Here is a 17,881-nt window from a genome sequence, read left to right as displayed (position 1 = left end):
TCGGTGACGATGCCGTCGCCGATCATTGCCAAGTGGATGCAGGAATGTCCTGGTACAGCAAAGTTTTCTGGTCGGAAGGTCTGTTTCTGCGGCCGCATCATCTGCAGCAGGGCGATCGCTATCTCGAGCATCTGCTGGAAAAGCGCGTTCGTTACACAACACCGTACCCATGGGGCTTTGCGCAGCTCGAGATCGACAACGATCTTACTCAGCAGAGCAAATTCGCCGTGCGCCGTGCGGCCGGCGTCATGCCCGATGGAACGCCTTTCGATATCCCTGCCGACAGTCCGATCCCGGAAGCGATCGAAGTGCCGGATTCGGCCGCAGGCCAGATCGTCTGGCTGATGATGCCGGTCGCAGCGCCCAATACGCGGGAGGTGGATGAGGATCGCACTGACAGCGCAAGTCGTTACGTTCGGAGTTCCGAAACGTTTATCGATTCAACCTCGGCGCTGCGCATCGAAGAAGAGATCGATATCGTCTATCCGCGGCTGTCGTTCGAGCTGCGCAAAACCAGCAAGCCGGGATACATGGGTCTCGGCATCGCCCGCATCCTCGAGGTGCGCGACAAGAACATCCTGTTCGACGACAAATTTGTGCCGCCGATGCTGGTCTGCGCCGCACATCCGGTTATCGATGGTTGGCTCAATCGCATCATTGGCTGGGTTGAGACCAAACTCGACGAGCTTGCACGCTACGCGGTCGATCCATCGTCCGGCGGCGGCTTGCAGAGCGTCGATTACCTGGTGCTGCAGGTTCTGAACCGGACCATTCCCGTGCTAACTCATTTCAAGCGGTCCGGCAGCGTACATCCCGAGCGGCTGTACGAAGAACTGCTGAGGTTTGCCGGTGAGCTTGCGACTTTCGCGACCACCGAACGACGTGCGCGGGACTACCCGGCATACGATCACGACAACCTCGAATACGTCTTCACGCCGCTGGTGCGCGACATCCAGGATTTCCTGAGCGCGCGGCTGGGCAGGCGGGCGATCCGTCTGGAGATCATCGAACGCGCCCAGAACGCATTTGTATCGCCGATCCGTGATCGCGCGTTGTTCCGAAATGCTACCTTGGTTCTGGAGGTTGCCGCGCGGCGGCCTCTCGTCGAGATTCAGAATGAATTCCCGCACCTGTTCAAGGTCGGGCCCAACACCAAGATGACCGAGATCGTACACGCAAACCTGCCGGGTTTGACCTTGGTGCATTTACCGACGCCGCCACCGGCACATCCGAGCCATCACAGACCACGTCTATTTCTATCTCGATCGCAAGTCGCCGCTGTGGCCGGAGTTCAGCACAGCTGCCTCGATCGGGATGCATTTCTCCGGCGACTGGCCGGAGCTTGAGTTGTACCTTTGGGCCATCCTGGAAGAGCGGCCATGACCGACAGGGACAAGCCGGTTAATCCTTTCGGTCGGGGCGAGCGGACCATCATCCGTCCGAACCCCGGCGGGAAGGTGCCGCCTGCTCCGGCTCCTCAACCTCCAGCAGGGGAGGGGCCTGCAAGCCGTCCGGCGTACTCGCCATCGCCCGTGGCCTCGCCGGGTAGCCCTTCGCCGCCCTCATTTTCTCCCGTACCGCAGGGCGCAACCTACGCCGCCCCGCCGACCAGTCAGCCCTCGGAGGAATGGATTTCGACACCGGCGCAGGCTCCGGCGCAGCAACCGATCTTGCCGCCCGGACCGCCCTTGCGTGTCGACGATCTGGTCGCGCCAAACGCCAATCCGGTGATGCGCGCCGGCGGCCCCTTGCTGCAGTTGCTTGGCCGGCTGCGAGTAGCGCTGATGAGGGCGTCATTCGCGAGCCTAATGGAGCAGGTCGCCGACGCCATCAAGTTCTTCGAGAAGGATATCCGCTCGGCCGGCATTTCCGAACACCAAGCCAATACCGCGAAGTATATCCTGTGCGCTACCGCCGACGATATCGTGCAGCACATTCCGACCGACGATCGGCACGTCTGGGCGCAATACTCGATGCTCAGCCGGTTCTTCGGCGAACGCGTCGGCGGCGTACGCTTCTTCGAGATTCTCGACCATTTGAAGACTGATCCGCTGGTCAATTATCCGGTGCTCGAACTCCAGCACGCCTGCCTTGCGCTCGGGTTCCAGGGCATCCACCGGACCTCGCCGGGCGGGCTTGCGAACCTCCAGGTGATCCAGCGCAACCTCTATGAGACGTTGCGCCGGGTTCGCCCCAAGCCGACCAACGATTTGTCGCCGCACTGGCGCGGCCAGGCCTTGGCCGGTCGGCGGAAGCACCTGCGCATTCCGGTTTGGCTGGTGGCGGCCGTGGTCGCCGCGCTGCTGACGGGATCCTATTTTGTGCTGAGGACATTGCTGGCTGGCCGTGCAGAGAATGCCGCCGAAGTCGCGCTGGCATTGCATCCCGGCGATCCAATCGAGCTCAAGCGCCGCGTCGTTGCGCCGCCGCCACCTCCACCGCCGCCGCCACCCCCAGATCGCATTACCCAGCTGCAGCGCATTCGCAACGCGCTTGCACAGGAGAAGACGGCGTGCGCCATGACGGCGGATCAGACGGCGAGCTTCATCGTGATCAGGGTCTGCGATCTCGCATTGTTTGCCTCGGGCCAGGCAACCATCCTGGATGGCTTCAAGCCGATCGCGGCCCGCGTTGCGGCGACGCTCGACAAGGAGCCCGGCCGCATCCGAGTGGTTGGCCATACCGACAGCTCGCCGATCCGCACCGTCCGTTTCCCCTCGAATTTCGAATTGTCGCTCGAGCGCGCCAAGGCGGTTGCCGCCGCGCTGAAACCCGGCCTCGCGGATGGTTCGCGCATCGACGTCGACGGCAAGGGATTCGATTCACCGATTGCCAGCAATTCGACACCGGAGGGACGGTCCAAGAACCGTCGGGTCGAAATCTTCATCGAACGTAGCGAATAGGCGGACGCCACAAGTTCACGCGTAAGCGACAGGTACCGGCAAATATGCTCGCCAAGGACATTCTACGCATCGTTCTCTATGGAGTCGGGCTCAGCTCGCTTGGGGCGGTGATCTACCTTGCCGGTCCCTTCCTTGCTTTCGGCGACTGGCATCCGCTGGAGAATCACATCATTCGCCAGATCGCGATTCTGCTGCTCGGCGCTGCGGCGGCAGGCGTCACCGGTCTTCATTTCTTCAAGCGACGCAAGAATGCTAAGGAGATCGCCGACGGCGTCAGCGGTGCGGACCAGGCTGTCAGCGACGAGCCGGTGCTCAAGGAGCGCATGAAGGATGCGCTCGCAACGCTCAAGACCACAAGCGGCAACAAGTCCGGGTATCTCTACGATCTGCCCTGGTACGTCATCATCGGTCCGCCCGGTGCGGGAAAGACCACCGCGCTGGTCAATTCGGGGCTCAAGTTTCCGCTCGCGCGAGGGGCAACGCCGGCGGCGATCGCCGGAGTCGGCGGCACCCGGTACTGCGATTGGTGGTTCACCGAGGAAGCGGTGCTGATCGATACCGCCGGTCGCTACACAACCCAGGACTCAAACAGCAAGGCCGACAAGGAGAGCTGGCTGTCCTTTCTGGACATCCTGAAAAAAAGTCGGTCGCGCCAGCCGATCAATGGCGTTCTCGTCGCGATCAGTCTGGAGGACGTGCTGACGCTGCCGAAGCAGGAACTCGCGCTGCATGCCGATGCTATCAGGATGCGGCTGCTCGAACTGCATCAAAGGCTGAAAGTGAGCTTCCCGGTTTACGCGCTGTTCACCAAGGCCGATCTCGTTGCCGGTTTCACCGAATATTTCGCCTATCTCGGCGAGGCCGGCCGGCGCCAGGTATGGGGCGCCACCTTCCAGACCGCCGACAAGACCCAGAATCTGGTGGGGCAGGTCCCGGTCGAGTTCGATCGCCTGCTGGAGCGCCTGAGCGAGGAAACGCTCGACCGCTTGCAGGACGAGCCGACCCCGCAGCACCGGGTGCAGTTGTTTGGCTTCCCGGCGCAGATGGCGCGGCTCAAGCCGCAAATCCACGATTTCCTCAACCAGATATTTGAGCCGACGCGATATCACGTGAACGCCAATCTGCGTGGGTTCTATTTCACGTCCGGCACCCAGCAGGGTACGCCGATCGATCAATTGATCGGATCGTTGGCGCGTACATTCGGTGCGGAAGAAGTCGGTGCTGGAGCCTATTCCGGGACCGGCAAGAGCTACTTCCTCGCCGATTTGATTTCGAAGGTCATCATCGGCGAGGCCGACTGGGTCTCGACCGACCGTGCCGCGGTGCGCCGCGCCTTGATCCTCAAGACCGCGGCACTATCGGTGATAGGTTTGGTGGCGATCGGACTGATCGGTGCGTGGCTGACCAGCTACAAACGCAACTCCGACCTGATCGAGCAGAGCTTGCAGGCGGACAACGAGTATGCCGCCGCCGGTGCGCCGCTGATCAAGCAAACGTTGATTGCCGACCATGATCTCGACAAGGTGCTGCCGCTCCTTTATCGGCTGCGGAACGCGCCGGCTGGCTATGCCTCACGGAACGAGCCGGTAGCACTCTCGGCGCGTTACGGGCTCAGTCAGCACGCGCGCCTGTTGTCGCCCGCAAAGGCAGCCTATCACACTGCGCTTGAGCGCATGTTCAGGCCTCGCTTGCTCTACCGTTTGGAGGAGCAGCTCAATGCGCGGATCGGCGAGCCTGCCTTCGTCTATGAGGCGCTGAAGGTCTACCTGATGCTCGGCGGCCTTCAATCCCCAGACCGCGAGCTCATCCGCTCCTGGATGCAGCGCGACTGGGCGGACAACCTCTATCCCGGCGCGACCAATGCGGAAGGACGGCGTCTGCTCGATGAAAATCTTGCTGCGATGTTCGACCTTGAAACCGAGCAGCCGCCGCTGGTCGAGCTCGACGGCCGGTTGATCAAGCAGGCCCAGAACTCGCTAGCGCGCCTCAGCGTGTCGCAACGTGCCTACGAGTTCTTGAAGTCGGAGGCTCGTGGATCGACCGCCGGCGACTGGATCGTCAGCCGCCGAGGCGGTCCGGACGTGGCAGTTGTCTTCGAAACCACGACCGGACAGCCCTTGGACAACGTGCGGGTACCCGAGTTCTTCACCTACAATGGCTTTAATCAGAAGTTCATCGCTCGACTGCCCGGATTGTCAGAGCGCATGAAGCGGGAGCGGTGGGTCTTGGGTGACGCCGGCCAGCAGTCGGCGATTGACCAGCAGTATGACAACCTGGCTGGCGATTTGCTCAGCATCTACTCCAATGAGTTCGTAACGACGTGGCGCACTGCGCTTGGTAGTCTGCGTCTGAAGAAATTGCTCGCGGACAAGCCGAAATACGAAGTGCTGAGGGCGCTTTCGGCGCCCACATCGCCAATGCGGCAAATCCTGGAGTCGGTGCGTGACGAGACGATGCTGACCAAGGAGCGCCCGAAGCCGGCGAGCGCAGGCACGCCAGCCGTGCCGCCTGCGGCGACCACGCCGGCGCTCTTCAACAATGCCCAGGATGGTACGCCTGGCGCGGCGATCGAGTCGCAGTTCAAACCCTACCATGCAGTGCTTGAAGGGGAGAGCACCCGCCGACCGATCGACTCGACAATCGCAAACCTGAACGACATCGCGCAAAATCTGACGCTGATGGTCGAGAATCCGCAACTGACGGCGCAGGCAACGGCGGGGCTTCAGACCCAGGTAGCAGCGCTGCGCAACAACGCCTCGCGCATGCCGCCACCGTTTTCCGATATGCTGCGGGCGGCGGCCGCGGAGTTCGAAGGCAGTATCGCCGCCTCCACGGCCGGGCAGATCCTGCAGTCGTTGCGCGATCAAGTCACGCCGGTCTGTCAGCAGACGGTGACCAACCGCTATCCGTTTGTACGGAGCAGCGGTCAGGAAGTGCCGCTCGCGGATTTCGCCAAGCTGTTCAGCCCGAACGGCATCATGGACAAGTTTTTCACTCAATTCCTGGCGCCCTATGCAGATACGTCGCGTTCGGACTGGGTTTGGCGAAAGGAGAGTCCTGTCGGCCGATCGTTCTCGCCCGACACATTGAAGCAGTTCCAGAGTGCCGCCTATATCCGCGATGCCTTTTTCCAGACTGGCGGCGCTGTGCCGGCGGTGTCCTTTGCGATCCGGCCGCCGGCTGCGGCCGGACCGGGCATCACGGTCAAGACCGAGATCGGTGGCACGACGATCACCAGCCCCACCACGCAAGGACCAGCCGCAGCTCCCTCCATGTTCGGTACGCCGCAACCCGCTGCTCCACCGCCGCAGCAGAGCAATTCACCGACTACGGTGCTCTGGCCGGGCCCATCGCCGCGCACGGCAATTTCGGTCAGCAACGAGACCGGCTCGCCATCGGTCCTTGAGCGTATCGGCCCCTGGTCATTGTTCCGAATGCTGGAGGCCGGCTCGCTGGTCGCCAAGGCGGAAACCGCCAGTGCAACTTTCATTGTCGCCGGACGTGAGCTCAACTATCAGATTTCGACCGGATCGTTGCGCAATCCGCTAAACTTGTCAGTGCTCCGTGAGTTTCGTTGCCCGACCGGAATATGACCATGCGATGCGGCTTATTCGGCAAGATCGGAGCGAAGCGTGATTTCATCGCGATCTCGACGCCGCGGAGCTTCCTGGAAGCCTGGGAGCCGTGGGTGCAAGCTGCCATCTCAGCGAGCCGCCATCAACTCGGCGCCGCCTGGCAGGAAGCATTCCTGACCGCGCCAATTTGGCGATTCTGGCTTGGCGCCGCAATCTGCGGTACCACCGTCGCAGGAGCGATCATGCCGTCGCTTGACGGCGTCGGACGATACTATCCGTTGACGCTGCATGTGGTGCCCGATGGCGACACCGCGCTGCCGCCACCACACATCGATCCGCAGGACGAGTGGTTTGGCCAAGTGGAGACGTTCCTGCTCTCGACCCTGGACCGGGCTGCGACGTTCGAGCAGATCTCCGATGTGCTCGATCGTCTCGCGCTCCCGCGTCTGCGGACGCCGGGGACTGATGGACCGTCAAACGTGTCATCGAGCGGCGCGACGCTTGGAATGGTTTCGACGGTCGATGGGTTCGCCGATTCGTTCGGCACGCTTTGCGGCGCGAACCCTCAAGTCTATGCCTCGGCCAGTTTCTGGTGGACCGCCGGAGGCGAAGGGTTCTCGCCGACCGCGCTCTGTTGCCGCGGATTACCGGATCCGTTTCACTATTCCACGCTGCTGACCGGTGACATCGGCCGCGCAGTATCCGAGACGGGATGACGCACGATGGTACACATCCCGTCCCTGTTCGATGTCGGTAGCGTCACTCACGCCGGACGGGTGCGAGCGCGGAATGAGGATTCATGCCTCGTAAGAACCGACATCGGCCTATGGGCCGTCGCCGATGGTATGGGCGGTCACGAGGCTGGCGATCTTGCCAGCAACATCGTGGTGCAGTCGCTTGATACCATCGGCGCGCCGGACTCGGCGGCGGACCTGTTGGCGCAATGCGAGGCGCGTCTGTTCAGCGCCAACCAGCAGATCCTAGCACTCAGCCATGCAAGGCAGGGCGCCATTGTCGGGACCACAACGGCAGTTCTGCTCATACGCGACGGCCATTATGCCTGTATATGGGCGGGTGACAGCCGGGTATACCGGATCAATCGCGGCGGCATCAAACAGGTGTCGCACGATCATAGCGAGTTAGAGGAGCTGATCGCCGGTGGTGCGCTATCGCGCGAAGAGGTCCAGGGTTGGCCGAACAGTGCCATCACCCGAGCAGTCGGCGTTGTCGCCGACCCCGAGTTCGAGGTGGTGACCGGTCCGGCTGAACCGGAAGACGTCTTCGTGATTTGCAGTGACGGCTTGACCCGACACGTGCAGGATGACGAGATCCAGCAGTACGCGGCGAGTCGACTTGCTCAGGCAGCCTGCGAAGACATGCTCGCGCTCGCGCTCGAGCGCGGCGGGCTCGATAACGTTACGATCGTGATCGCGCGATTGCTCGTGCCACGCTCCTCGGAGCCCACGAGGACGCCGCTCGATCGGGAGCCGCGACCATGACCGCGAACGGTCCATTTCGGTCAAACTACCGCGGTGTACCGGCCGGCACCCGGCTCAACGGCATTTACGAAATCGAAGCGATGATCGGGTCAGGCGGCATGGGGGAGGTCTACCGATGCCGCGAGATCCAGACCGGATCGCCTGTTGCGGTCAAGATGTTGCTGCCCGACATGGTCGACAATGAAGCGGCACTTGCGCTGTTCCGCCGGGAGGCAGCGGCACTTCACAATCTTCCGCATGAAGCAATCGTTCGCTACTTTCTGTTCACGGTCGAACCCGTGCTGCAGCGCCCGTACCTCGCGATGGAATTTGTGAACGGGCGCTCGCTGTCGAACATGCTCGACGATGGACCGCTGACCTTCGAAGCGCTGATCAAGTTGGCGCAGCGGGTCGCATTGGGCCTTCAGGCCGCTCATGAGCACGGTATTGTCCATCGCGATGTTTCCCCCGACAACATCATCGTGCCGCTCGATGATGTAAGGCGGGCGAAGATCATCGACTTTGGTATCGCCCGGTCAACGCAGATGGGTGACAAGACCATCATCGGTTCCGGCTTCGCCGGCAAGGACAATTACGCGTCGCCGGAGCAGGTCGGCTTGTACGGCAACGATGTCACCGCGAAGTCTGATGTCTACAGCTTTGGCCTCGTGCTGTTCCATGCCTTGACCGGACAGAAGCTCGATATGGGCGGGAGCCAGTTTCAACTGGTCGAGAAGCGTCGACGTGTGCCCGATCTTGGCGCAGTGGACATGCGTATCAGGCCGCTTCTCGAGAAGATGCTGCAGCCGGACCCGGCCTTGCGCCCGACCATGGCGGAGGTCGCCAACTGGATGCCATCGGCATCGGCTCATTCGTCCGCCGCACCGCTCTACGGCTTCGATCCATTGGCGAAGTTAGAAGCCGGGACGTCTGCGCAGCAGGAGCGGGTGCCGCCAACCACGCGGAAGCCTCGCCGCATCTGGCTCGGCGCCGGCGTCGCGGGGCTGCTGCTTCTGCTGGGAGGCGGCGGGTACAGCTTCTATAAATTTGTCTGGAAGACGTCGGGCGTGGCGGCCTTGCCGCCACCTCCAAAACTCGCCGGGACCCCCGCGCCGCCGAGCGAGGCTGCTCCGCTACAGCCGGCACGTCAGGAGCCGGTGAAGTTGCCGCCTCAGCCGGCGGTGACACCGTCTCCGTCTCTCGATGGGCCGGGTCGAGCCGAGCGCATCCGCAAATATGTTGCCCAATATGCGGGTGGCGATTGCTTCTTCATCCTACCTGTTGCAGTGAGCTCAAGCGCAGCCGTCATTGAAGGCTTCGGCGCTACGACCGCGCCGTTTGATACGTTCGACAAAGCGTTTCGAAAGGAACAGGGATTTGAGGCTTCGGTCGGCGTCAGGCAGGTCAATCAGGCGCAATGTCCGGCCGTCAAGTTCCTGAGTCAGGTCGGAAGCGATCAAGCGCGTGCGCCGCGCATCAACCTGTCGGCGACGGAGCTGAAAGCCGGCGAGACCCTCAGTGGGACCGTCGAGAACTTTGCCAATCGGGTGGTGGAACTGCTCTTGATCTCGGATCGCGGCGAGGTGCGCAGCCTGTCCTATCTCCTGAAGCCGGGCATCGATTCGCTTTCCTTTGCCCTGCCGATGGAGCGTACGACCGGTCCACAACTCCTGTTGGTCGTTGCGACCCCGCGGGTTCTGGATTCGTTGCGCCAGCCGCGACCAATGGCCGCCGACACATTCTTCCTGCAGGCAACGAGCGAAGCCCAGCGCGGCAACGTGACCATGACTGCGGCCGCTCGCTATGTGATGCTCACGAACTGAGCCGTTCTTCAGAACTTGCCGATCATCAGGATCTTCAGGTCGGCATCCGGCTTGAAGTCGCTCGCCGAAAATTGACGCGAGTTGTTGGCAGATGACGGCTTGAGCCGCCCGGGGCAGAAACTGACCAGATTGTCGTCGCTGCCCGGATCGATCGTCAATGTGAAGGATCGGATTGGACCCGCCCAATTCGCCCCCGTCTTGAGCACGTAGGAAATACGCCGCTCCTGCAGCTTTGAGGTATTGGCCTGGCCGTTACCGGTGCGCTTGTCCAATTCGGCAAGGAACGCATCCGTAACGCAATAATCTCTCCTGTATCGCTCGACTTCCGGAGCTAGCGCCGGGCTGCTACGCAGGCCCGAGCGCAGGACCGTGTCAGGGCTGGAACCGACGCTCGGGCGATATTGGTGTTCGACGATGACGGTGCGCGCCGCCGGAAACACCTGCTCGCGAACGGCCGAAGTCTTGGTTATCCAGCCAGCCATGTATTGCTGGCGACCGTTGTCGCTCATGCCGGCAGGCATCAGCAGGCCGTCATCGATCAGCTTGGTTCGAGTTGCCGCCGGCAGGTCGGCGATCCGGATATCCCGATCACCGAGCGGCAGCAGAGGCAGCTTAAATTGTCGGAGGAGGGCGGTGACATCCTTATTGCCGACCATGGCGCGCTGGTCGATGGTCAGCAGCACCGCGTTGCCGTCGATCCTGGTCTCGAAATCCACGAAGTTGACCGGATCGTTCGATGGAAAAGCGATGTTCTCGGCGTCGGACAAATCGATGTCGGGCAGCGGAAAGGCGACAGTGAGTGCAACCGGCTTGCTCGCCTGGTTGACGAATTGGTAGCGAACGCTGACCCTGTCCAGCCCGATGCGAAGCTCCTCGCTCGCCATGGCCACATCCTTGGTGCGAACGAATTGCAGCCCGCCGATGGACAATTCGGCCGCGGAATCGTTCGCTCGCGCGGGCCAGCTGGTTGCGGCCAACAGGGCGATCATCAAGGCTCGCGACCTCAACGACCGCCCGCTTAACGCTCCATTTGCCATGCCGGCCTCCTGCGGCGCCGCAGCGGCTGCCCGGGTGGGGTCAATCGATCGCCTGGTAAAGGTCTCCCCATTCCGGCTTCCAGACGCCATCCTGGTCGCAAACCACGATCGCTAGCTTCATGTCATTGGCGAGCCGGACTGCGCCGCGAAAGGCGTCCTGGGCCGGCATTTGGGCGCTGACCTGGTCGCTGCTCAGGCGTCCCCCGCTTGCAGCGGCCGACAACACGATTGACCCTGAGGCACCTCCATCGTCGCGCCTTAAAACCAGAGTAATCGCGTCGGGCTGGACTTCGCTGACTTGCTCAAATCTGTTTCTGGCCATGATTTTGCACTGCAGGCTGAATGATTAGAACTATCACCGTCCAGTGAGAGAGTTGAACGGGATTGGGGTTGCTCGCCACTAATTGATGCTGCACTCGCGCAGTCTTGGATTAGTCGGACTGACGCTGCATTCGGTTCGGTTACATTGAGGCGGATATGCTTCGTCGATCTAGCTGGATCTGGCTCTCTATCGTCGGCGCGATCAGCGTTGCTAGCGGGGCAAGGGCCGACGATGCCGTCGTGCGAAGCTTTGCCGGCGGTTCGGCTGCATCCATGGTCGGGATCGTCCCGGCCGGCCAAGACGTCGAACTCGCAGGCCCGCAAGCGCTCAGCGCGGACGGACAGGGAAACCTGTTTGTGCTTGATCAGATCAACGGCCGCATTCTGCAGTTCGACCCTAAGCAGCCGAACGCGGCTCCTGACATCCTAAAGATGCCAAGGGATGTCCAGCCCACCGACCTCGTCGTTCGCAATGACGACGTCATGGTTTGGGACGGCGGCGTGAGGATGCTGAAGGCCGCACCAGGACAGTCCACCCGCGGGCTGGGCGGGGACGTGATTCAGCTGGAGGAGGTCTCATCTCGCGGAACGGACGACCAGGTCGCCATTTCGGCTTTCGCACAGATGGGCTCGCAGGCGTTGAGCAGCCCGACCGACCTGCTCGATCAGAATACGCGTGCGGCTATCGTGAGGACGACGCGGCGGCCCGACCGGCAGTATATCGCCTCGCGCAGCAAGGGATCGGTGATCGCCGATGTCATTCCCGACAAAGGGAATAACAGCGTTCGGGTGGAAATCCAGACCATGGTCTCCAACGAGACCATAGGTCAGCTTGGCCTGCGTGTCCGCAACCAGCTCGGCACCGTGGAGTTTCTTGAGATCGATAACAGTGACCGCTTCTACGTGCTCGCCGAGGACATTCCTCCATCGGGCAAGAATGCCTCCACATTCGTGGCGCGATATGCCGCGAACGGACGGCTTGAGGGTATCTACGAGTTGCCACTCGAGAACACGCCCGTGACCCGGCGGTTCGTCACCATCTCGGGCGACGGCGATGTCTATTTTCTGCGCACCAAGCCGGAAGGTGTCGAGGTGGTTGGTGTCGGTTTCCGGCCGCTGGTGAAAGTGTCCGTCATTGACGTCAGGCCGTCGCGCACGGCGGCCGCGCCGGCGGCGCAGCCGGATTTCAAGTTCAATGCAACCGTCGCCGTGCGACCGTCCAATCGCCAGCAGGCGATCGAGACGGCCTTCGCCTTTGAGGGCATTCAGTGGAAGCTGACCCCGGCGAACTACGGCAGCGATCCCGACAGCCAGTGCTCCGGTTTCAGCCGGGTTCGCCGGCCATGGTATCTGCAGGGCAAGGTAAATCAGGAAGTGCGGGGCGTGCCCTATTGCTGGGGTTGCCATGGTTCGCTCGCGAATTTCCGGCAGCGGATCGAAAGCGGGACGCTTGCGGGCAATGTCTGCACCCGCAACGAGCCGCGGCCGGACGTGGCGGGCGTCGACTGCTCGGCGTTCGTCAGCGCCACATGGGGACTTTCCGTCCACTACACGACCGCCGCCATCCCCGCGATCGCCGCACCCGTGACCAACCCCTGGGACCTCAAGCCTGGCGACGCCCTGAACAAGCCGGGTTCCCACGTGATGTTGTTCCTGCGGTTCACGCCGGATCGCAAGGCGGAGGTCATGGAATCCTCGACGGGTGGCTGCAACGGCAGGGTCTGCCGCAACGTCTATCCGCTCGCAAGCCTGCTCGCGCGCGGTTACGTTCCGGTCCGTTTTCGCGCGTTCGCAGATGATCAGACCGCTGTTTCCGCAAACGCCTATCAGGAGACTGAGGCGCCGACGGGCCGCAAGACGGCGAACAAGCGGCGCTGAACCTGTGGTCGCCCTAAGGCTACAGATGAACATGGATCACCGCCTGTGTGCTGATTTCTGGAGGTCCGGACGGCATCCTGCCGTTCTGCCACGCCGATGCGGTTCCAGGGCGGACCTGCTTGATATCGAGGTGGATCACGATGCGAAGGCTCAGGGGCTTTGATCAAAGGACCGGTTGGCTGTGTGCAGCCATCCTGCTCGCAGCGTTGATCGGCCTGCCACTCCAGCGCGCACACGCGGCGGGTGAACTGTCGATAAGCAATCCCGACGGCGCGGCTCTTCGGGCGCTCGTTATCGGCATCGACGACTACCAGCATGTACGCAAATTAAAGGGCGCGGTCGCCGACGCCAATGACATCGTGTCCAGCCTGAGGACCATGGGCGTCAGCGATGTGGTTGAACTGACCAATGCACAAGCGGATCGGGCAAGCGTGCTGCGTGAGATCAGCTCACTCGTAGAGCGGACAAAGAGCAACGATCTCGTCTTCCTGTCTATCGCAGGTCACGGCACGCAGGAGCCGGAGCGCGTCAAGGGCTCCGAACCGGACGGAATGGAGAACGTGTTCCTGCTGCCCGAATTCGCGACCACTCCGGCCGGATCAGCCGAGCGCATTCTGGGAAGCGAATTCAACCATTTCATCCGGCAGTTCGAATTGCGTGGCGCGAAAGTGATCTTCGTTGCGGATACCTGCCACGGCGGTGGAATGGTGCGCGACATCGATCCGCGTGCGGCAGAGATGAGCTTTCGACAGGTGCCGCGCTACACGCTCCTGGTTGATGAATTGAAGCCGGTGTCGAGCAGCGACGACCCGAAGTCCGAACTCGATCTCGACCACACTGCATTCATTGCCGCCGTCGATCGAAACACCAAGGCTCCGGAAGTGCGGATCCCCGGGATCGATGGCCTGCGCGGCGCACTGAGTTATGCCGTCGCGCGGGCAGTGGAGGGCAATGCGGACATCAATCATGATGGCAAAGTGACGCTGAAGGAGCTTTTCAGCAATGTTCGGCAGGTGGTCTATCAACTGTCTGACCAACGCCAGAACATCGTGACGGTATCGTCGCCGACGCAGAGGCCGGAAACCGACGTCGCCTTCGAATTGACGCGCGGCGTGGTGCTGATCCAGGGGGCGGCCGCGAGAGCTGCCTCCGGTCAGGCTGCTACCGTCACGCCCGTCGACAAACAAACCTCCGCGCCGCCGGCCGTTACGGCCACGTCACAAACCGCTCCAACCGGCGTCGCCGCGGCCAGTCCGGCCGCGCCGAGCGCCGCGCTGCCGCCCTTCTGCCTTACCACGCCGATCCGTTTGGCGGCGCTTGACGGCAAGATGAACTATTTCGCCAGCGTCAAGCCGCAGGATGCCAGTGTGCAGGCCGTTCAACCGACCGATAATCCCGACTTGATCTGGGACCCCGTATCGCATGACGTTATCGCGTGGGGCGATGTAGTCGCCTATGGTGTTGACGTTGCCGGCTTGACGACGGTAGTCAACCGAACTGCAGCCATTCGGGAGCTTAAGCGCATGGCGACGCAGTCGCCGCAAGTGATGCGCATTTGGCCGGATGATCGTCAGCAGCGCAGCGGACAGACCGTCGAGGTCGAATTGTCCGACGTCGGTTCACGAGCGGTGCTGCTGTTCAACGTGTCCGGTGACGGAACTATCCAAATGCTGTATCCGGTGGGTTCTGACGCCGCGCTGGCGCGATCGGCAAATCTGCGGCTGCCTCTCCGGGTGGGCGAGCCGTTCGGTGCCGAGCAGATTGTTGCTGTGACTTCGCAGCAGCGGATGGTCGATCTGGAGACGGTCCTGATGCAGCTCAACCGCCGTCGTGCCTCGGGGCAGATGATCAAGAGTCTGGAGCGCTATCTGCCGGCGGACGCGCGGATCGCGTCTATCGGCTTTTTCAGCGTTCCCTGACAATACTGTGACTGCAGGTCATGTCGTCAGCGAAGCTGGTTTTCCAGAAGCAATCATGGCTCGCGCTGGTACTCTCGCTGGCGGGAAGCGGCATAGCGGGCGCCGCGCCGCTGCCATCGATATTTCCATCTGCCGCGAGAGATACTCCATTGCTCTGGCATGTACAGGCCCTCCGGGGCCCGGCAAACGCTGCCAGCGTGTTGCTTGAAATCCTACCGGGTCCAAACGTTAACATTGGCGGCAAGGTGTCGTTCGGCGTAACCGCCAAAAGGCCTGGCTATCTGATGCTGGTGGATGTTGATGCAGAAGGCCGGATGTCACAGATCTTTCCGACCGCCGAGCTATTGGCGCAGTCGGTCGAACGCGACATGAATCTTGTGAGGCCTGGTGTCCAATTCATTGTTCCGACTCGTGCGGCACAGCAACGTGGATTTGAATATATCGTCGCGCCGCCCGCCGGGTCCGCTGTGATCGTTGCGATCCTGAGCGAGCGACGCGTGGAATTGCTTGATTTGCCAGATGTTCAGCGCAAGCTTCAGGGGCCGGCCGATACGTTGAGCTATCTGTCGGATTGGACCAGTCAGCTGCGTGTGCCGGACAGCGGAAGCGGAAAACTGGTAGCGAACAATTGGTCGTTCGACATCAAATCATACTCTATCAAGTAGCTAAACGGTTGAGACGATACGGCTTACTCGGGCGATTGAGTAAACCGTCCCACGCGATCATGTGATGAATATTCTTGTGGCCGAGCTGGTGTTCGGCTCCTTGCTGTGCAGGGCCCTGCGGTTTGGCTCTGTTGCCGCCAGCATTATCAATTGCGGAGGAGACGGCGGCCCGTACAGGGTCTCGAGAGAGCGCCGCCGTGCACATTGTCCTAGTTGCAGACCTCAACATTACCGGTACCGCCGCCAGGACCTCCGCCGCCACGGTAATCGAGGTGACACCCATGACGGACCGGGCGGCATAGATAAGCATCACACACGATCTGGCCGCTGCCACCAGCGGGCCTGGCAGTCGCTTGCTTTCGCTTGGGGAAATCGGCTTGCGGCTCCGAGATATCGCGTGCCGGACGATCCGCGCGCGAAGGGCGCTCGTCCATGTTGCGCTTCGCCAGCGGCTTCTTCCCGCGGCGCTTCTCGCATTCGTTATCGTCGTTCAGAAACGAGCCTTCGGCACAAGTGACCTTGCGGCACTGATCGCCGTCCGCCTTGTAGCCGTGCTCGCAGATCAACGGGCAAACCCGGGCCGGTTTCAGCTTGATTGCATCGAGCGCATCGAGGCTTGCGAGCTTGACGTCAAATTTGGTCCCGGCGTGCCGGTTGAACAGGCTCAGGGAGCGACGCGATGCGGCGTTCCATTCACCGTCGATGGAGCCCGTGAAACACCCAACCCGGCTCAATTCGCTCTGGACCGATTTGGCAAGATCCTCCTGCGGCGGCGCCGTGTTCAAGGCGGCAACCTTCGTGCCCTCGCTATTCGGGGATAGGACAGCGGGTGCAGGATTGTCCGGCTTGGCACCGTCGGGGACGGGTCCATTAGCGGAAAGCATGGCAACCTTCGACGATTGGGATGCGGTCCGATTCCGTTCAGCCTCAGCAGCTTGTTCCTGCGCTGCCAGCTTTGTTCTTTCTGCCGCGATACGGGCATCTTCTGCGGCTTTGAAATCTGCGGCTGCCTTTTCCTGCACGGCCAGCTGGGCACCTTGGGATGCAAGCCGAGCTTTCTGCTGCTCCGCTTCCTGCGATTTCTGGGTCGCGGCAATGCGCGCGTCCTCCGCGTCGATCTGATTGAGCTGAAGCTTGGCAAGATTTGCGTAATAGCCGTCGGGATGCTGGGCGAGGAACGCGCTCATAGCGGCCTTGTTGCCGAGTTGCAGAGCCAATTCGTAGTCGCGACGAATTTCCGACGAGGCGCTGATCGGCGGCGGCACCTGCTCCTCTGCTTTTGGTACGAGCGCTACGTCGTCGCCCCCAAGTGAGCCGTAAACGTAAGGTTCCTGTCGGTTGCCTGTAGCTTGCAAGACATCATCCCGGACGAAGCCGAAAGCCCTGCGCAAGTCCAGTCCAGGCTTTGCGATATATTTAACTAGCGCCGTCGCGTAAGGACTGTTCTTGCTGTTGCCATCGAGTGCCGTCAATCCGGCTTTGGCCGCAAATGCGATCAGCGTATTGGATACCGCGGGTTCCACCCGGGCGAGCCCGCGGCTGATCGCGCGCGAAGCGACGGTTCGTTTCATGGTGTCGGCGAATGGATTGTTGCGACAAGCGTCAACGATCACGACGCGCAGCTGTTTCGCGGGCTCGATTGCTAGTAGGACGCGATCGAGCGAGAAGGCCTCGTCATAGATATCAGTGTCGCGTTCAAGTCTGGCATCCGTCGGAATCAGATAATTCGTCCCGTCGATCTCGATTCCGTGACCTGCATAATAGACGATGGCGATATCTGCATCGCGAGCTTGATCGGCGAAATCCCTCAGTGCCCGCCGCATGTCGCTCGAGGTCAGGTCGATACGAGACTCCACCAAATCGAACCCGGCGTTCTTTAGGGTCGCGGCGATAGCGGTGGCATCATTGGCAGGATTCGGAAGTAAGGGCGCATTTTGATAGCTCGAATTTCCGACTACCAGAGCCACCCGCTTCGTTGCCCACGCAGGCTGCGAAACCAGAAGAAGCGAAGCGGCAAGTAAAACAAGAACTCTGAAGTGCGTGTACAAGCTCATGGCCACCGTCCAGAATCGCCCGAACCAGTTCAATCGAAGTTGGCCCCGGAGAAATGCGGCCGCGTTAAGCTCCGCGGGCGTCGGAAGGCCAACCTCAGCACAGGTACCAATCTTAGGTTCAATCCATTCCTAGTATGGTCGTTCAGGGAGGCAAGCACGTTCAACCGCACACGGAAGAGTGTAAAGCCACGGACGGCTCGCCCGATGTGATATCGAAATAAGATATTG

At 61.6% G+C, this 17,881-nt stretch carries 11 protein-coding genes and 1 pseudogene; 9 read left to right on the top strand and 3 right to left on the bottom strand.

Annotated features, from left to right (window positions below; genetic code table 11):
* Positions 1 to 44: 44 nt before the first annotated feature.
* The 6 genes and pseudogenes from tssK to ACVIGA_RS08990 all read left to right on the top strand — a co-directional run bounded on the left by tssK (position 45) and on the right by ACVIGA_RS08990 (position 9,779).
* A pseudogene (gene tssK / locus ACVIGA_RS09015) lies at positions 45 to 1,383 on the top strand (type VI secretion system baseplate subunit TssK).
* Positions 1,384 to 1,688: 305 nt separating this feature from the next.
* Positions 1,689 to 2,903: a type VI secretion system protein TssL, long form gene (gene tssL, locus ACVIGA_RS09010; RefSeq protein ID WP_456666108.1), complete on the top strand. Its 1,215-nt coding sequence runs from the start codon at positions 1,689 to 1,691 to the stop codon at positions 2,901 to 2,903.
* 44 nt (positions 2,904 to 2,947) lie between these two features.
* The gene (gene tssM / locus ACVIGA_RS09005; RefSeq protein WP_456666107.1) at positions 2,948 to 6,496 is read left to right on the top strand and encodes a type VI secretion system membrane subunit TssM; all 3,549 of its coding nucleotides are present in this window, start codon (positions 2,948 to 2,950) and stop codon (positions 6,494 to 6,496) included.
* Entirely contained in the window at positions 6,493 to 7,194 is a 702-nt protein-coding gene (tagF, locus tag ACVIGA_RS09000) for a type VI secretion system-associated protein TagF (protein WP_456666106.1), read from the top strand. Before tssM ends, tagF begins: the two co-directional genes overlap by 4 nt.
* A gap of 6 nt (positions 7,195 to 7,200) precedes the next feature.
* The gene (locus ACVIGA_RS08995; protein ID WP_456666105.1) at positions 7,201 to 7,977 is read left to right on the top strand and encodes a PP2C family protein-serine/threonine phosphatase; all 777 of its coding nucleotides are present in this window, start codon (positions 7,201 to 7,203) and stop codon (positions 7,975 to 7,977) included.
* Positions 7,974 to 9,779: a serine/threonine-protein kinase gene (locus ACVIGA_RS08990; protein ID WP_456666104.1), complete on the top strand. Its 1,806-nt coding sequence runs from the start codon at positions 7,974 to 7,976 to the stop codon at positions 9,777 to 9,779. Before ACVIGA_RS08995 ends, ACVIGA_RS08990 begins: the two co-directional genes overlap by 4 nt.
* 8 nt (positions 9,780 to 9,787) lie before the next feature.
* Here the strand turns inward: ACVIGA_RS08990 and ACVIGA_RS08985 are convergent, their stop codons facing one another.
* Both ACVIGA_RS08985 and ACVIGA_RS08980 read right to left on the bottom strand, forming a co-directional pair.
* Positions 9,788 to 10,768, bottom strand: a complete 981-nt coding sequence (locus ACVIGA_RS08985) for a DUF4424 domain-containing protein (RefSeq protein WP_456666103.1) — start codon at positions 10,766 to 10,768, stop codon at positions 9,788 to 9,790.
* Positions 10,769 to 10,856: 88 nt separating this feature from the next.
* Positions 10,857 to 11,138, bottom strand: coding sequence for a hypothetical protein (locus ACVIGA_RS08980; RefSeq protein ID WP_223975681.1), 282 nt, complete (start codon positions 11,136 to 11,138; stop codon positions 10,857 to 10,859).
* Between the two features lie 155 nt (positions 11,139 to 11,293).
* Here ACVIGA_RS08980 and ACVIGA_RS08975 point away from each other — a divergent pair, with 155 nt between their 5' ends.
* From ACVIGA_RS08975 to ACVIGA_RS08965, 3 genes are all read left to right on the top strand, one after another.
* The gene (locus ACVIGA_RS08975; protein WP_456666102.1) at positions 11,294 to 13,015 is read left to right on the top strand and encodes a hypothetical protein; all 1,722 of its coding nucleotides are present in this window, start codon (positions 11,294 to 11,296) and stop codon (positions 13,013 to 13,015) included.
* 140 nt (positions 13,016 to 13,155) lie between these two features.
* The gene (locus tag ACVIGA_RS08970; RefSeq protein WP_456666101.1) at positions 13,156 to 14,934 is read left to right on the top strand and encodes a caspase family protein; all 1,779 of its coding nucleotides are present in this window, start codon (positions 13,156 to 13,158) and stop codon (positions 14,932 to 14,934) included.
* 20 nt (positions 14,935 to 14,954) lie between these two features.
* Positions 14,955 to 15,599 carry a DUF4384 domain-containing protein gene (locus ACVIGA_RS08965; RefSeq protein ID WP_456666100.1) on the top strand — a complete coding sequence of 215 codons (645 nt, stop codon included), beginning with the start codon at positions 14,955 to 14,957 and terminating at the stop codon, positions 15,597 to 15,599.
* 209 nt (positions 15,600 to 15,808) lie between these two features.
* Here ACVIGA_RS08965 and ACVIGA_RS08960 read toward each other — a convergent pair whose 3' ends face one another.
* Positions 15,809 to 17,653: a caspase family protein gene (locus tag ACVIGA_RS08960; RefSeq protein WP_456666099.1), complete on the bottom strand. Its 1,845-nt coding sequence runs from the start codon at positions 17,651 to 17,653 to the stop codon at positions 15,809 to 15,811.
* Positions 17,654 to 17,881 lie beyond the last annotated feature (228 nt).

The organism is Bradyrhizobium sp. USDA 3240 (genome assembly GCF_054063295.1).
The sequence above is the reverse complement of the archived record's forward strand: the minus strand, read 5'-3'. Positions and strand labels throughout refer to the sequence as shown.

Excerpts from the sequence above, each read along its gene's own strand:
- tssM (WP_456666107.1), top strand. The coding sequence starts at position 2,948 with ATGCTCGCCAAGGACATTCTACGCATCGTTCTCTATGGAGTCGGGCTC.
- tagF (WP_456666106.1), top strand. The coding sequence starts at position 6,493 with ATGACCATGCGATGCGGCTTATTCGGCAAGATCGGAGCGAAGCGTGAT.
- ACVIGA_RS08995 (WP_456666105.1), top strand. The coding sequence starts at position 7,201 with ATGGTACACATCCCGTCCCTGTTCGATGTCGGTAGCGTCACTCACGCC.
- ACVIGA_RS08990 (WP_456666104.1), top strand. The coding sequence starts at position 7,974 with ATGACCGCGAACGGTCCATTTCGGTCAAACTACCGCGGTGTACCGGCC.
- ACVIGA_RS08985 (WP_456666103.1), bottom strand. The coding sequence starts at position 10,768 with ATGATCGCCCTGTTGGCCGCAACCAGCTGGCCCGCGCGAGCGAACGAT.
- ACVIGA_RS08980 (WP_223975681.1), bottom strand. The coding sequence starts at position 11,138 with ATGGCCAGAAACAGATTTGAGCAAGTCAGCGAAGTCCAGCCCGACGCG.
- ACVIGA_RS08975 (WP_456666102.1), top strand. The coding sequence starts at position 11,294 with ATGCTTCGTCGATCTAGCTGGATCTGGCTCTCTATCGTCGGCGCGATC.
- ACVIGA_RS08970 (WP_456666101.1), top strand. The coding sequence starts at position 13,156 with ATGCGAAGGCTCAGGGGCTTTGATCAAAGGACCGGTTGGCTGTGTGCA.
- ACVIGA_RS08965 (WP_456666100.1), top strand. The coding sequence starts at position 14,955 with ATGTCGTCAGCGAAGCTGGTTTTCCAGAAGCAATCATGGCTCGCGCTG.
- ACVIGA_RS08960 (WP_456666099.1), bottom strand. The coding sequence starts at position 17,653 with ATGAGCTTGTACACGCACTTCAGAGTTCTTGTTTTACTTGCCGCTTCG.